Raw genomic sequence first — 13,778 nt, 5'->3', positions numbered from 1 at the left:
GGTATTGCAAGCGTGGTTTACAAGCTTCCGCTTATCGACATCTGGAAGCTTGGCCCGATGCGCCTGTCCCGCATCTCGCTGAAGGCGATCAGCCCGTCCGGCCGCGGTGTGTCGTAGACGGTGCGGTAGAACCGGTCCCGCGCGCCCAGCACGTTGCCGATGCTACCCTCGACCGTCAGGCCGAACACATCCTTATGTTCCACGAACAAATTTGCGAAGGTGGGGCCTTCCCATTCCCGCCCGAACTCATAGCGCCGGGAATAGGGCGCCTTCCCCTCGGAATAGAGGCTTGCGCCCCAGGCCCAGTCGCTTTGCGGAATGTCATAGCGGAAATCCACGTCGACCAGGTCGATCGTGTCTCCCGAGAACGGGCGTTTTTCACCCGTGAACGGATCGATCACATCCATGTCCCGGCTGCGCAGGCGCACATCGAAGCGCGCCCCGTTCCACCCGAGGGGATCGGTCCGCACAGTCGCATCGAGCCCGAGATGGAGGCGCTGCGCCGATCCGATATTCCCGCGCGCCTCGCCATCGCCGGGAAGCGGAAACCAGTCGATGAAATCCTCGAACCAGGCCTGCCGCACATCGAACTGAAGCGACAGCCATTCGCCGAAATTCCTGTTGGCCTGCAGCTCGATATTCCAGCTCTGATAAGGGACGAGCTGGTTGTTGCCGCCGTTCTGATTGTCATCGCCCAGCGAAACGCTGGCCAGAAAATCGCCAAACGAAAGCTGGCTGACCCTGCGCGCGAAGGTCAGCGAGACATCGAAATCGTCTTCCGGCTTCCAGGTCGCGGCGAAGGAACCCTTCGGGCGCTTGAAGGAACGGGCATTGGCCGCCACGCCCGACTGCTCGATTTCCGAAAACTCCAGGGCCCCGATGAATTGGAGCGAAATGGCAGGTGAAAGCGGCTTCGACCACGACAGGCTGGTTTCATAGCGGTCTTCTTCCACGCCGCCTGTGCCGGAAGGAAAGTCGAGCTCCTGAAAAGCGCCATCCTCGTCCAGCCTGAACAATGACGAACGGCGGTCGAGGCGGTTGAAAGCGGCTTCGCCCGCAACTTGCCAGTCGGACGACAGCATCGTCCAATTGTATTCGAACCGGCCGATCCGCTCCCCCGATTCATTGATCTGCATGAAGCGCGAGCCCACGGCGGGTCGGTTGTCCGAGAAACTGTCGACAAGGGTGCTGGAGTAATTGTCGCGCTCGAACCGCTCCAACCCGATCAGTTTCAGGCTACCGGGCCCGAAGGGAAACTCGACATCGCCCCCGATTTCATATTCCGGTCCGTCCTCGCGAATTCTGGCATCGCGCTGGCGAAGGGGGCCGAGCACGGGTGTGCCGGTCTCGATCTCATCGCGGTTATAGAAATCTTCGCCGTAGCTCAGATTGAGATTGGCCGTGGAGGCCGGCCCCAAGGCATAAGTGAAGTTCGTGGCGAGCTTCGGATTATCGAACGCGCCGGAAAACCGGGAGTATTGTTCTTCGGCCAGGCTGGCATCAGGGGCGTAGACCAGAGTTTCGCCATCCGCGCCGAAGCGATTGTTCTCGTTCGAAAGCGACAGCGTGTAGTCTAGCGCGCCGCTGCTGCCTGTGAGCGAGGCTTCACCGCCATACCATTGAGGATCGGTGTTATACGGGCGGAAGCCCAGATCCCACCGGAACTGCGCAGATGCCCCGCGGCGGACGCAAACGACATTCGCCACCAACCCCGTGAGGCCGGGAATATCGAGCGTGTTGCCGTCCACCAGTTCGATCCGCACGACATCGGCCGCGGGGATACGGCGAAGCTGGTCCTGGACCGAATCCGATTTGCTGGAAAACCGCTTTCCGTTGACGAGGACATTCTGGTCCGCCTGGCCAAGGCCGCGCTGCCCCTGATTGCCGCCGGAAATCGAAAATCCCGGTATCCGGCTGACCATGTCAAGCGCGTTGCGCGGCGCGTATTCGGTGAAGAAGGCGGGTTCGAAAGTGCGCGTCGTCTGCGATGCTTCTGCCGGCACTTGTTCTAGGACCGAGGCGTCGGTCTGCACCTGCGCAGCAAGCGGCGTGATCGAACCGAAGCTCGCCACAAGCGCAATCAAACTGGCAGACATTTTTGGCAAGAAACCACCTCTCACAATTCGAACTTCCGCTAAGGCCGGAGCCCGGGAACCCAACCACCCGTCGATGAACGACGATTTTGCCACGACGAGCGAACCCCTACATGCCGTGTCGCGGCAGAAGCACCGGGGGCGCATATCGCAGTTGGACTGCGACAGTGCCTTAGCTCCGCCACGCATTAGAAAATCCTCACGTCCTTAACGCTTCGCTTACCGCCCGGCCCTAAGGAGATCGGCAACGGGCGCAGCAGCTACGCAGGCTTGGGATGTGGCAGCGATAGCTTCGGTCGGTGAATTCTACAACGGGTCACGGCATCAAGTGCCGATCGCGTGATCCTGCTTCCACATACAGCGAGTTTTTGCACAGTGTCCTATAGCAGCAATGACGCAGTCAGCCCGTCCAGCACATTCGGCTCGCGGGCCCGCTCGATCGCCAACCAGATGAACGGGCTGTTCGCAGCCTGCGCTGCAGGGGTGCTGATCCTCTGCTTCGTCGCGACGCTCGGTTTTCAGATCATTCAAGCCCATGCCGTCGACCTGGACGAAATCGGTGAAGGCGTACTTCTTTCTACCAGCCTCAGCGCGGACGTTCATGCGTCGCAGCGAAGCCTTGGCGCATTCCTCGACGAAGGATATGATCCCGAAGACCTATCTGCATCCATCGCCCTGGTGGACAAGGCGATAGCGACCCATGCTCGGCTGGAAGGGGCTTATGAAAGCACCGACCAGGAAGCACTGGCACGGGTGGCCGCCATCGGCGACCATCTGGCGGACATGAAAGCCGGGCTCGACGCGCTTTACACCACGCCGAACGACGAAATTTTCGCAAGCGTGGTTCCTATCTTCAAGCACGGCTATTCCATTGGCGATCTGGCCAGCTTTCTCCGCGATCGAGGCGAGAGCGAACTGATGGCTTTGACCATCGCCAACGACAAGGAAGTGCAGCTTTATGCGGTGCTGATGATCGCTCTCGGCGCGCTGTCTTTGTTGACCCTGTACCTCGGCCGCCGGATGACGACTCGCCGCGTGGTCGCCCCGATCCGCAATATCGGCGAAACCAGTGCTCTGCTCGCCGCAGGGGCGAGCGACCTGGAAATTCCCGAGCTCGACCGGCAGGACGAAATCGGCGAAATGGCGCGCGCGCTGGAAAGCCTGCGGATAATGCAGGAAGATGCACGCAAGGCTGCAAACGACGAGCTTGAAAACCAGGTCGCGTCCTCCGCAGAGCGCGACAAGCGGGTGTCGATGCTGCAGAATCTCGCCGATGCGTTCGAGCATATGGTGGGCGAAGTGGCACAAGACGTCGCCGCGGCCAGCGGGCAGCTCAAGGATGCGGCGCTCACCATGTCCGAAAATGCGGAACAGTCCTCGCGGCGCGTCGTCAATGCGACAGAGCTTCTCGCCAAGACAAGCCAGGGGGTGACGGGCGCGGCCGCAGCCAGCGATGAATTCGTGATGTCGATCGGCGAGATCAGCCGTCAGGCCGCTTCGAGCGCAGAACGCGCCGGCCTCGCCAATGAGGCGGCAGGCGATGCGGATCGCACAATCGGCGATCTCGACCAGATGGCTTCGCATGTGGGCCAGGTGGTGGAAATGATCGGTCAGATCGCGCAGCGCACCAATCTGCTCGCGCTCAACGCCAGCATCGAAGCCGCCCGCGGCGGAGAAGCAGGCCGCGGGTTTGCCGTAGTAGCCAGCGAGGTGAAGGAACTGGCCGCGCAGACGGCGCGCGCGACCGAAGAAGTGGACGCGCAAATCAAGCTCATCCAGTCCTCTTCGACGGCGAGCGCGGGCGCCTTGCGCAAGATCACCCAGGAAGTGGGCCAGCTGGGCGTTACCTCGACCTCTATCGCTGCCGCAGTGGATCAGCAGGCCGTGGCCGGGCAGGATCTCGCCCAGAGCATCGATGCCGCTGCGCGCAGTGCCGAAATGGTCAGCAGCGACATGGAGGAAGTCAGCCGCATGACGCTGGCCACCGGCGCCGCGGCGAGCCAGGTGCTTAGCGGCTGTACCTCGCTCGAAGACCGCGCGGAGGTCCTTCGCACCCAGGTCGCCGAATTCCTCGAACACGTGCGCGCTGCGTAATCGAAGCGTGCTGCTTGCCATCCTGTCCGGACCGCGCCGGGCAGGAACGGCGCGGCAGTGTGAGGAGAGCGGGGGAAAGTCACCTTTGAGCGCGACTGCCCCCTTGAACATCGGGGCTCGCATGGCGACATAGGCGTCCGAAATTCAGACGGAAGGATACTCATGATCGACCTCTTCGGCAGCGACGCGCACGGCAGTCAGGGCCAGTTTGACCGCGACCCCATCACGGGCGCGCTGGTGCCCACCGTGGTCGAGCAGTCGAGCCGCGGCGAACGGGCGTTCGATATCTTCAGCCGCCTGCTCCGCGAACGGATTGTGTTCGTGACCGGCCAAGTGGAAGACAATATGGCCTCGCTGATCGTGGCGCAGCTGCTCTTCCTCGAAAGCGAAAATCCTTCCAAGCCGATCAGCATGTACATCAATTCGCCGGGCGGGGTGGTGACGGCCGGCATGGCGATCCACGATACCATGCAGTACATCAAGCCGCGGGTATCGACGGTATGCATCGGTCAGGCTGCCTCTATGGGCAGCTTCCTGTTGGCCGCAGGCGAACCGGGCATGCGTATCGCGCTGCCCAATGCCCGCATCATGGTGCACCAGCCTTCGGGCGGCGCACGCGGCATGGCATCGGACATCGAAATCCAGGCCCGCGAGATCCTGCGGATCCGCAAGCGCATGAACGATCTTTACGTCCAGTATACCGGTAAAAGCCTCGACGAGATCGAGAAGGCGATGGACCGCGATACCTTCCTCGAGGCCGAGGAAGCGATGAAGTTCGGCATCGTCGACAAGGTGTTCGAGGCGCGCCCCGAAAACGAAGGCGAGCCGGAACCCATGAAGGACGAGGACAAGGGTTCTGGCGGCGCACCCGAATAAGCGCCGCACTCCGCCGGTAGCCGCCGGCGAAAGGATGCACATGCGTCCTTCGGGTGAACGCAGCCCTGTGCCTTCAGCTTATGGCAAAGGGTTTGCGTTACCTATGATATTGACCCAAGCCCGCACTGGCCTAGAGTCGGCGAATCCCCTGATTATTGCAGGTGGTGCGGGTAGAGCAGGAAATGACCAAGTTGACCGGAACCGATAGCAAATCCACGCTGTACTGCAGTTTCTGCGGTAAGTCGCAACACGAAGTCCGCAAGCTTATTGCCGGGCCAACCGTGTTCATCTGCGATGAATGCGTCGAATTGTGCAACGACATCATCCGCGAAGAAACCAAGGCCGGCATCTCGGGTAAGAAGGACGGCGACGTTCCGACCCCGAAGGAAATCTTTGAGACGCTGAACGATTACGTGATCGGCCAGGACCGCGCGAAGCGTGTGCTCTCGGTCGCGGTGCACAACCATTACAAGCGTCTGAAGCACGGCGGCAAGTCGGGCGATGTGGAGCTGGCGAAGTCGAACATCCTGCTTGTCGGCCCGACCGGCTGCGGCAAGACGCTGCTGGCCCAGACGCTGGCGCGCACTTTCGACGTGCCGTTCACCATGGCCGATGCCACCACGCTGACCGAAGCCGGTTACGTGGGTGAAGACGTGGAGAACATCATCCTCAAGCTGCTGCAGGCGTCCGACTATAACGTCGAGAAGGCGCAGCACGGCATCGTCTATATCGACGAAATCGACAAGATTACCCGCAAGGCGGAAAATCCCTCCATCACGCGCGATGTATCGGGCGAAGGCGTTCAGCAGGCGCTGCTCAAGCTGATGGAAGGCACCACGGCCTCGGTCCCGCCTCAGGGCGGGCGCAAGCATCCGCAGCAGGAATTCCTGCAGGTCGACACCACGAACATCCTGTTCATCTGTGGCGGCGCTTTCGCGGGTCTTGAAAAGATCATCGCCGACCGCTTGCAGAAGCGTTCGATCGGCTTCGGCGCGCATGTCGCCGATCCGGACAAGCGCCGGGTGGGCGAACTGCTCGAAAAGGGCGAGCCGGAAGATCTCCTCAAATTCGGCCTGATCCCAGAATTTGTTGGCCGTCTGCCGGTGATCGCAACGCTGCGCGATCTCGACACCGAAGCGCTCATCACGATCCTGACCGAACCGAAGAACGCGCTGTGCAAGCAGTATGCGCGTCTGTTCGAGCTGGAAAATGTGGAGCTGACCTTCAAGCAGGACGCGCTTCAGAAGATCGCCGAGAAGGCAATCGCCCGCAAGACGGGTGCCCGCGGCCTGCGCTCGATCGTGGAAGGCATCCTGCTCGACACGATGTTCGACCTGCCCGACATGGACGGCGTCACCGAAATCGTGATCGATGCTGATGTGGTAGAAGGCAAGAAGGACCCGATCCAGGTCCACGGCGCGAAGGAAGAAGCGGCCTAGCTCTTCCTCGCGCGTACAAGAATACAAACGCCGTGTGATCAAAGGGTCGCACGGCGTTTCTTGTAATTTAGCGGTTCAGTGCTCCGCATAACGCATCAACTGGCTGACTGTGACGACGTCGTAGCCGCGTTCCTGTAAGCCAGTCAGGACTAGCGGCAGGGCATCGCGCGCGGTCTGATTGTGACGATACATTGGGTGCATCAAGATAATCGAACCTGGTTTGACACGGGCCACGATGTCGGCAGCGAAGGCTTCCGGGTCTCCGTCGAAATCCTCCGGGCGATCCTCTACGTTCCAGGTGACGGTCGTTAGTCCAGCGCGCTCGACTTCGATTGGCAGGCCGATAAGCCGTTTACCGAAGGGCGGCCGAAACCAGAGCGTTTGCGATCCGGCTTTTTCCAGGCGATCCTGGGCCTCCTGCACTTCTTTTCTATAAAAAGACTGCGATCTTAAAAGGTTGCGCTTGTGACTGAACGTATGATTCCCGAGTTCATGCCCGGCGGCGAGAAGCCTTTCGGCCGTGCCGGGAAATCGGTCCATGCGGTCGCCGATCAGGAAGAAGGTAGCCTTTACCCCATGGCTCTCAAGGATCGGGAGGAGAGCGTCCACGCCCTCGGGCGTTGGGCCATCGTCGAAGCTCAGTGCGACGACCTTGCTGTCGGTGTCGACCCGGCAAATCACCTCGCCGACAAGCTGAAAGCACTTCGCCTTCGAAACCTGATGAATGCCTATTGCAGCTGCCAGCACGAGCACTGAGGCGAAAACCATCCACTTGCGCAAGGTTACTTTCTCCCCGAGATCGGCGAAAGCAGTGCTATGAAGGCCCAGCTGTCCTTCTCGTGAATGGGAGGATCGGATTCAGCATCCCGCAACGCATGGCGCACGCGACATCTCCACCTGGATCGTCGTGTGCCCGATCCGGTGGTGGTGCTCCAGTTCCTCAGCAATTTCGCGCAGGAAGGCGTCGCCCGGATGGCCGCCGGGCATGACCAGATGGGCGGTCAGCGCAGTCTCGGTCGTGGACATGGGCCAGATGTGGAGATCGTGAATCTCGGTGACGCCGTCCAGCCCGGCTAGATAGCCGCGCACCCCGCTTTCGGAGACACCCTTGGGCACCGCCAGCAGGCTCATCTCGACGCTGTCTTTCAATAGCCCCCAAGTGCCCCATGCAATCACCGCCACGATCACTAGGCTCACCACCGGATCGATCCACAGCGCGCCCGTCATCAGGATCGCGAAGCCAGCGATTACCACGCCCAGGCTGACAAGCGCATCCGCTGCCATGTGAAGGAAGGCGCCGCGGACGTTGATGTCGTGCTGGCGCCCGCGCATGAACATCATCGCGGTGCCGGCGTTGATGGCAATGCCGATGCCCGCAACGATGACCATAGTCATGCCCTGAACCGGGGCCGGTTCGGCCATGCGGTTGAAGGTTTCGAAGGCGATCGCGCCGATGGCCACCAGCAGCAATCCGGCATTCGCCAGCGCGGCGAGGATGGTCGAGCTCTTGTAGCCATAGGTGAAGCGCGAGGTGGCAGGCTTCTTCGCCGCCACGCTGGCTCCCCAGGCCAGCAGCAGTGCCAGCACGTCCGAAAGATTGTGCCCGGCATCGGCGATCAGCGCCATGGAGCCCGAGAGCCAGCCATAGGTGGCTTCGAGAATGACGAAGCCGGTGTTGAGAATGATGCCGATCAGGAACGCGCGACCGAAGTCTGCGGGCGCATGGGCATGGCCGCCACTGGGGGCATGTGCGTGATCGTGGCTGTGCCCGATACCCATTATGCGTTTTCCCCTAGGTTGCGAAGCTTGGCCTGAACTACGGCAAAGACAGGTCGGCGTTCAAGGAAATTCCGCGTTAAATCAGCTTGATACGATATCACGCCACTGATGGTCATGCGTAAGCCAATGATAAGGCAGCCGGGAATTGGTAAATATCCGGTGGCTATTCGTAGACGCAGGCATCCAGCCCATCGCGGCGGACCTGTCCGATCCTTGCGGAGATAGTGTTGCCGTGGCCGCGCAGCCACCCGCCCGGATTCTTGACCGATCTTTCCTTGGGCAAGGGCAGGGCGGCCGACATGCGCGCCGATTCCAGCGGGGTAAGCGATGCCGCGCTCTTGCCGAAATAGCGTTCCGCCCCGGCCTCTACGCCATAGGTGCCGATCCCCGTTTCGGCGACGTTGAGATAGACTTCCATGATGCGCCGCTTGCCCCAGATCTTCTCGATCAGCAGCGTGAAATAGGCTTCCAGCCCTTTGCGGAAATATCCGCCACCCTGCCACAGGAAGACGTTCTTCGCGGTCTGCTGGCTGATGGTAGAGCCGCCACGAATACGCCCGCCCTTGGCGTTGCTTTCCATCGCTTTCTCGATCGCCTCACGGTCGAAGCCGTCATGCGTGCAGAACTTGCCATCCTCGGCAGCGATCACGGCGCGAACCATATTGCGGTCGATATCGGCCAGAGGCTCCCAATCCTTGGTGATGCCATGTTCGTCCATCACCATGGTCGCCGTAACGGGCACGGGCACGAATTTGAACAGGACGACCAGCACCAGGCTGAGCGCCAGCAGGCCAAACGCCAGTTTCACAATCCAGAAAAGCAATCGTTTCATGGTCCTGCGGTTAATCAGCCAAACTCGCGCACGCAACTCCTACAAATCGGCGGACACGATTGGGCGTTTCTTCGTTGTCATTCGAAACCGATAGGAAATGCATGATGAAGAATAGCGGCAACACCATTCTCGTGACCGGCGGCGGCAGCGGCATCGGGCGTGAATATGCACAGCGTTGGCATGATGCCGGCAACACCGTGATCGTGGCGGGCCGGACAGCGTCCGATCTGGAGGAAACGGCGAAGGGGCGCGAGAATATCCATTTTCGCCAGCTCGATGTCTCGGATCCGGGCCAGGTGGCGAGCTTTGCCGCGAAACTGATCGAGGATTTTCCCGCGCTTAACGTGCTCATGAACAATGCCGGGATCATGCCTTACGAGGATATTACCGAGGCGCGCGATCTGTCCGACGCAAAGAAAGTCATCTCGATCAATCTCATGGGCCCGATCTGCCTGACCAATGCCCTGATCGATCATCTGCGGCAGGCTGACGATGCAGTGCTTATCAACGTCACTTCGGGGCTTGCCTTCGTGCCCATGCCGAAGGCGGCGACCTATTCGGCCACTAAGGCGGCGATCCATTCCTACACTGTCTCGCTGCGCAAATTGCTCGCCGGTCAGGTCGAAGTGATCGAACTGGCCCCGCCGGGCGTCCAGACCGAACTGACCCCCGGGCAATCCCACCGGGAAGGCTATATGCCGCTCGACGATTTCATCACTGAGAGCATGGCGCAATTCGCGCAGGACCCGACGCCCGAAGAAGTGCTCGTCGACAATGTGAAGCCGCTCCGCCACGCCGAAAAGGATGGCAGCTTCGATCAGAAGCTGGACATGATCGCCTCGCGTTAGAGATGTGAGTGGCGCCAGCGCCGCGGGTGCGGGCGCCACCATGGCCGATAGACATGACGCCTGCGCCGGTGTCCCGGATATCCTCGAATAAGACCACGAAACGGGAAACCGGCCTCAGCCGCGCGCGCCGAAATCCTTACGGGCCTGTTCGATCCGCTCGATATTGCGTTCTGCCCAGTGCCAAACGCCGCAGAACGCCTCGCCCAGATCGTGACCCAGATCGGTCAGCGCATATTCCACCCGGGGCGGTACTTCGGCAAAGACCGTGCGCGATACCAGGCCTTCACGTTCCATCTGGCGCAGCGTCTGGGTCAGCATCTTCTGGCTGATACCCGGCACTTCGCGCGATAGCTGGCTGAACCGCTTTGCGCCGCGATCCTCCAGCGCTTCAATCAGCAGGAATGTCCATTTATCCGCTACGCGCGCAATGGTTTCATTGACCAGCAAATCGATTTTTTCGTCGTCCGAATAGCTCGTAACCGGCGCATTCGCCATTTCTTACTCCTGGGTAAGTACAGCACTTTCGAGTGCCTTCTTTCTAAAGGATAGTATTGGATTATCTCGCTGTCTGTCCACACACCAAAACGGAAAGACATCATGAAAATCAGTGGCAACACCATTCTTATTACCGGCGGCGGCAGCGGCATCGGGCGCGAGCTGGCGCATCGCTGGCACGATCTCGGCAACACCGTGATCGTGGCCGGGCGGACCGAAAGCGCGCTTGCAGAAACGGCGGCGGGTCATGCCAATATCCATCCCATGGTGCTCGATGTGGCCGATACGGCAGACATCGCGCGCTTTGCCGAGGCGGTATTGGCGGCGCACCCGGCGCTCAACGTGCTGGTCAACAATGCCGGGATCATGCGGTTCGAGGATATTACCGGCGCGCGTGATCTTGACGACGCGGAGACGACGATCGCCATCAATCTGCTCGGCCCGATCAGGTTGACCGACGCCCTGATCGACCATCTGAAGGCGCAGGACGATGCTGCAATCGTCAACGTGACTTCCGGCCTCGCTTTCGTGCCCATGCCCCGCACGGCGACCTATTCGGCAACCAAGGCGGCGATGCATAGCTATACCGTCTCGCTCCGCGCCAAGCTGGAAGGACAGGTGGAAATCATCGAGATTGCGCCGCCTGCCGTGCAGACCGAACTGACACCCGGTCAGTCCATGCGTGAAGGTTACATGCCGCTGGACCAGTTTATCGACGAGACGATGCAGAGCTTCGAGTGGGAAGAAACACCGGCGGAGGTTCTTACCGACAACGTGCTCTTCCTGCGCAATGCGGAAGCGGAAGGCCGGTTCGCCGAAGCGCTGGAGATGACCAAGCAGTTCTGAGCAAACACGTAGCCTAACGAGAAAGGGGTGCATCCCGTGAAGGATGCACCCCTTTTCGTGTCATTAGCGGATTTCGCCTCAGGCGACGCCGGGAAGAAGCTTTTCTCCGGCGATGGCCTTCATCGCCTTCTGCAGCTTCTCGAACGCGCGCACTTCGATCTGGCGAATGCGTTCGCGGCTGACGCTGTAGACCTGGCTCAGCTCTTCGAGCGTCTGCGGGTTTTCCGTCAGGCGGCGTTCGGTGAGGATGTGCTGTTCACGCTCGTTCAAGGCGTCCATCGCCTCCAGGAGCATGTCGTGGCGCACTTCCTTTTCCTCGGCATCGGCAACGGTTTCATCCTGCAGCGGACGGTCGTCGGTCAGCCAGTCCATCCATTCGCCCGAACCTTCTTCGCCGTTGCGCATCGGCACGTTGAGCGAACCGTCACCGCCCATCATCATCCGGCGGTTCATATTGACCACTTCCTGCTCGGGCACGCCGAGATCGGTTGCGATCTTGTTCACATCGTCCGGATGAAGATCGGTGTCTTCATAGGCATCAAGGTTCTTCTTCATCCGGCGAAGGTTGAAGAACAGCTTCTTCTGTGCGGCGGTGGTACCCATCTTCACGAGCGACCAGCTGCGCAGGATGTATTCCTGGATGCTCGCCTTGATCCACCACATGGCATAGGTGGCCAGACGGAAGCCGCGATCGGCTTCGAATTTCTTGACGCCCTGCATCAGACCGACATTGCCTTCGGAAATGAGATCCGAAACGGGCAGGCCGTAGCCGCGATAGCCCATGGCGATCTTCGCCACGAGACGCAGGTGCGAGGTCACCAGCTGCGCCGCAGCTTCGCTGTCCTCATGTTCCTCATAGCGCTTCGCGAGCATGTATTCCTGCTCTTGCGTCAGCACGGGGAACTTCTTGATTTCGGAAAGATAGCGGTTGAGGCTCTGCTCACCACCAAGCGCCGGAACGCTCAAACTTCTGGAACTACTCACTTTAACCCTGACCTTTCTACCGTCGACCTCTCTCGCCGGACCCCTGATGGGCATCCGGTCATTCGGGCCACTGATTCACTAATAGCAGGACGTAGCCGGAATTGCACTCGCGTTTCATCGATTTCAACGAGCGATTTCATCGATGAGTTCCCGCATATCGACAGGCAGTTCGGCGCAGAAATCCAAGCTTTCGCCGCTGATAGGATGTTTGAATCCGAGGCGAGCTGCGTGGAGCGCCTGGCGGGCGAATTGCAGCTGCTGAAGCGTCGCGCGGAGCGGCTTGGGAGTACGTCCATAGACAGGGTCTCCCAATAGCGGATGACCGATTGACGCACAGTGAACGCGGACCTGATGCGTGCGCCCCGTTTCCAGCCGGCATTCGATCAGCGCGGCATGGTCGAGGCGGCGGACCGTCTCGAAATGGGTAACCGCATGTTTGCCGCGGCTGCTGTCGTCCGGCAGCACGGCCATCTTCTTGCGGTCCTTGTCCGACCGGCCGAGCCGACCAGACACCGTTCCCGCGGGCGGATTAGGATGGCCCGCACACACGGCCAGATAGCGGCGGGTGATCGAATGGTCGGCAAACTGTTTCGCCAGCCCCTCATGCGCCGCATCGCTCTTGGCGACGACCAACAGGCCCGACGTATCCTTGTCGATCCGGTGGACGATGCCGGGCCGGGCCACACCGTTGATGCCTGAAAGCTGCCCCTTGCAATGATGGAGCAGCGCGTTGACGAGGGTGCCGTCCGGATTGCCTGCCGCGGGATGGACCACCATGCCCGCGGGCTTGTTTACCACCAGCAGATGCTCGTCCTCGAACACCACCTCGAGCGGAATGTCCTGCGCGACCGTCTCCAGCGGTTCGGGCGGGGGCAGGGTGATGCGATACTCCTCGCCCCCGGAAAGCTTGGCCGAACCGGATTTTGCGGGAGAGCCGCCGATCGACACCATTCCGCCGGCAATCAGCCCCTTCACCCGCTCGCGCGAAAGCCCCGTCGCCTCGGCCAGCGCCTTGTCGAGGCGGCCGGGGGCGTCGAGAGTTCCGGTGAGGATTTCGGAGGCGGACATGCTAGGGCCATGCTCGATGAAGCTGGAAGTCTCAACCGCCATTCTCGATGCCATGCTCTCCGAAGCCGCGCGCGCGCACCTGCGCGAATGTTGCGGCATATTGCTGGGCGAGGGCGATACCATCACCGCCATCGTGCCCGCGGCCAATGTCCATGCAAGCCCCGAAAGCCATTTCGAAATCGACCCGCAGGCGCTGGTCGACGCCCACCGCAATGCGCGCGGCGGCGGGCCGCAAGTTCTGGGCTATTACCATTCCCACCCCAATGGCCTTGCCCGCCCGTCCGCGACCGACGAGGCCATGGCGACCGGACAGCGGCTCATCTGGGCGATAATCGCGGCAGGCCGCGTCACCTTCTGGCGCGAAGGGGATGCGCGATTCGCAGCGCTTCCCTATGAAGCCTGCCCTCGCTAGAAGACCGTATAA

The 13,778-nt window shown here is 60.8% G+C and carries 13 protein-coding genes; 6 read left to right on the top strand and 7 right to left on the bottom strand.

All coding sequences use genetic code 11. The annotated features are described in order from the left end of the window. Window positions 1–17 precede the first annotated feature (17 nt). Window positions 18–2,096 (bottom strand): TonB-dependent receptor plug domain-containing protein, encoded by a 2,079-nt coding sequence (locus ACYQ0G_RS13280; protein ID WP_460103762.1) that lies wholly within the window; start codon window positions 2,094–2,096, stop codon window positions 18–20. 372 nt (window positions 2,097–2,468) lie between these two features. On the opposite strand from ACYQ0G_RS13280, the gene ACYQ0G_RS13275 reads away from it, so the two are divergent. From ACYQ0G_RS13275 to clpX, 3 genes are all read left to right on the top strand, one after another. Then, on the top strand, window positions 2,469–4,187 hold the full coding sequence (locus ACYQ0G_RS13275) for a methyl-accepting chemotaxis protein (RefSeq protein ID WP_460103442.1): 1,719 nt from the start codon (window positions 2,469–2,471) through the stop codon (window positions 4,185–4,187). Between the two features lie 162 nt (window positions 4,188–4,349). Beyond that, complete coding sequence (locus ACYQ0G_RS13270; protein WP_460103439.1) at window positions 4,350–5,063, top strand: ATP-dependent Clp protease proteolytic subunit; 714 nt, start codon at window positions 4,350–4,352, stop codon at window positions 5,061–5,063. Window positions 5,064–5,245: 182 nt separating this feature from the next. After that, complete coding sequence (gene clpX, locus ACYQ0G_RS13265) at window positions 5,246–6,502, top strand: ATP-dependent Clp protease ATP-binding subunit ClpX (RefSeq protein WP_460103437.1); 1,257 nt, start codon at window positions 5,246–5,248, stop codon at window positions 6,500–6,502. A gap of 75 nt (window positions 6,503–6,577) precedes the next feature. On the opposite strand, the gene ACYQ0G_RS13260 is transcribed toward clpX, so the two are convergent. The 3 genes from ACYQ0G_RS13260 to mtgA all read right to left on the bottom strand — a co-directional run bounded on the left by ACYQ0G_RS13260 (window position 6,578) and on the right by mtgA (window position 9,113). After that, the gene (locus tag ACYQ0G_RS13260; RefSeq protein ID WP_460103434.1) at window positions 6,578–7,270 is read right to left on the bottom strand and encodes a polysaccharide deacetylase family protein; all 693 of its coding nucleotides are present in this window, start codon (window positions 7,268–7,270) and stop codon (window positions 6,578–6,580) included. Window positions 7,271–7,360: 90 nt separating this feature from the next. After that, window positions 7,361–8,281, bottom strand: coding sequence for a cation diffusion facilitator family transporter (locus ACYQ0G_RS13255; RefSeq protein ID WP_460103432.1), 921 nt, complete (start codon window positions 8,279–8,281; stop codon window positions 7,361–7,363). 163 nt (window positions 8,282–8,444) lie between these two features. After that, entirely contained in the window at window positions 8,445–9,113 is a 669-nt protein-coding gene (mtgA, locus tag ACYQ0G_RS13250; RefSeq protein WP_460103429.1) for a monofunctional biosynthetic peptidoglycan transglycosylase, read from the bottom strand. A 104-nt stretch (window positions 9,114–9,217) separates the two neighbouring features. Here mtgA and ACYQ0G_RS13245 point away from each other — a divergent pair, with 104 nt between their 5' ends. After that, window positions 9,218–9,961 (top strand): SDR family oxidoreductase, encoded by a 744-nt coding sequence (locus tag ACYQ0G_RS13245; protein WP_460103760.1) that lies wholly within the window; start codon window positions 9,218–9,220, stop codon window positions 9,959–9,961. Window positions 9,962–10,075: 114 nt separating this feature from the next. On the opposite strand, the gene ACYQ0G_RS13240 is transcribed toward ACYQ0G_RS13245, so the two are convergent. Continuing rightward, on the bottom strand, window positions 10,076–10,456 hold the full coding sequence (locus tag ACYQ0G_RS13240) for a winged helix-turn-helix transcriptional regulator (RefSeq protein WP_460103427.1): 381 nt from the start codon (window positions 10,454–10,456) through the stop codon (window positions 10,076–10,078). A gap of 102 nt (window positions 10,457–10,558) precedes the next feature. Between ACYQ0G_RS13240 and ACYQ0G_RS13235 the strand changes: the two genes are divergently transcribed. Continuing rightward, window positions 10,559–11,302, top strand: a complete 744-nt coding sequence (locus ACYQ0G_RS13235; protein WP_460103425.1) for an SDR family oxidoreductase — start codon at window positions 10,559–10,561, stop codon at window positions 11,300–11,302. A 78-nt stretch (window positions 11,303–11,380) separates the two neighbouring features. On the opposite strand, the gene rpoH is transcribed toward ACYQ0G_RS13235, so the two are convergent. Both rpoH and ACYQ0G_RS13225 read right to left on the bottom strand, forming a co-directional pair. Beyond that, window positions 11,381–12,286, bottom strand: coding sequence for an RNA polymerase sigma factor RpoH (rpoH, locus tag ACYQ0G_RS13230; RefSeq protein WP_460103423.1), 906 nt, complete (start codon window positions 12,284–12,286; stop codon window positions 11,381–11,383). Window positions 12,287–12,409: 123 nt separating this feature from the next. Continuing rightward, window positions 12,410–13,354: an RluA family pseudouridine synthase gene (locus ACYQ0G_RS13225; RefSeq protein ID WP_460103420.1), complete on the bottom strand. Its 945-nt coding sequence runs from the start codon at window positions 13,352–13,354 to the stop codon at window positions 12,410–12,412. 16 nt (window positions 13,355–13,370) lie between these two features. Between ACYQ0G_RS13225 and ACYQ0G_RS13220 the strand changes: the two genes are divergently transcribed. Next, the gene (locus ACYQ0G_RS13220) at window positions 13,371–13,766 is read left to right on the top strand and encodes a M67 family metallopeptidase (RefSeq protein ID WP_460103418.1); all 396 of its coding nucleotides are present in this window, start codon (window positions 13,371–13,373) and stop codon (window positions 13,764–13,766) included. Window positions 13,767–13,778: the final 12 nt, after the last annotated feature.

Source organism: Qipengyuania triglochinis (assembly GCF_054655615.1).
This window is presented reverse-complemented; position numbering and strand designations above follow the sequence as displayed.

Bases quoted from the DNA above. Each gene is read 5' to 3' on its own strand.
- ACYQ0G_RS13220 (WP_460103418.1), top strand. From the start codon at position 13,371: ATGAAGCTGGAAGTCTCAACCGCCATTCTCGATGCCATGCTCTCCGAA.
- ACYQ0G_RS13260 (WP_460103434.1), bottom strand. From the start codon at position 7,270: ATGGTTTTCGCCTCAGTGCTCGTGCTGGCAGCTGCAATAGGCATTCAT.
- ACYQ0G_RS13280 (WP_460103762.1), bottom strand. From the start codon at position 2,096: ATGTCTGCCAGTTTGATTGCGCTTGTGGCGAGCTTCGGTTCGATCACG.
- ACYQ0G_RS13235 (WP_460103425.1), top strand. From the start codon at position 10,559: ATGAAAATCAGTGGCAACACCATTCTTATTACCGGCGGCGGCAGCGGC.
- clpX (WP_460103437.1), top strand. From the start codon at position 5,246: ATGACCAAGTTGACCGGAACCGATAGCAAATCCACGCTGTACTGCAGT.
- ACYQ0G_RS13255 (WP_460103432.1), bottom strand. From the start codon at position 8,281: ATGGGTATCGGGCACAGCCACGATCACGCACATGCCCCCAGTGGCGGC.
- ACYQ0G_RS13225 (WP_460103420.1), bottom strand. From the start codon at position 13,354: ATGTCCGCCTCCGAAATCCTCACCGGAACTCTCGACGCCCCCGGCCGC.
- ACYQ0G_RS13245 (WP_460103760.1), top strand. From the start codon at position 9,218: ATGAAGAATAGCGGCAACACCATTCTCGTGACCGGCGGCGGCAGCGGC.
- ACYQ0G_RS13270 (WP_460103439.1), top strand. From the start codon at position 4,350: ATGATCGACCTCTTCGGCAGCGACGCGCACGGCAGTCAGGGCCAGTTT.
- mtgA (WP_460103429.1), bottom strand. From the start codon at position 9,113: ATGAAACGATTGCTTTTCTGGATTGTGAAACTGGCGTTTGGCCTGCTG.
- ACYQ0G_RS13240 (WP_460103427.1), bottom strand. From the start codon at position 10,456: ATGGCGAATGCGCCGGTTACGAGCTATTCGGACGACGAAAAAATCGAT.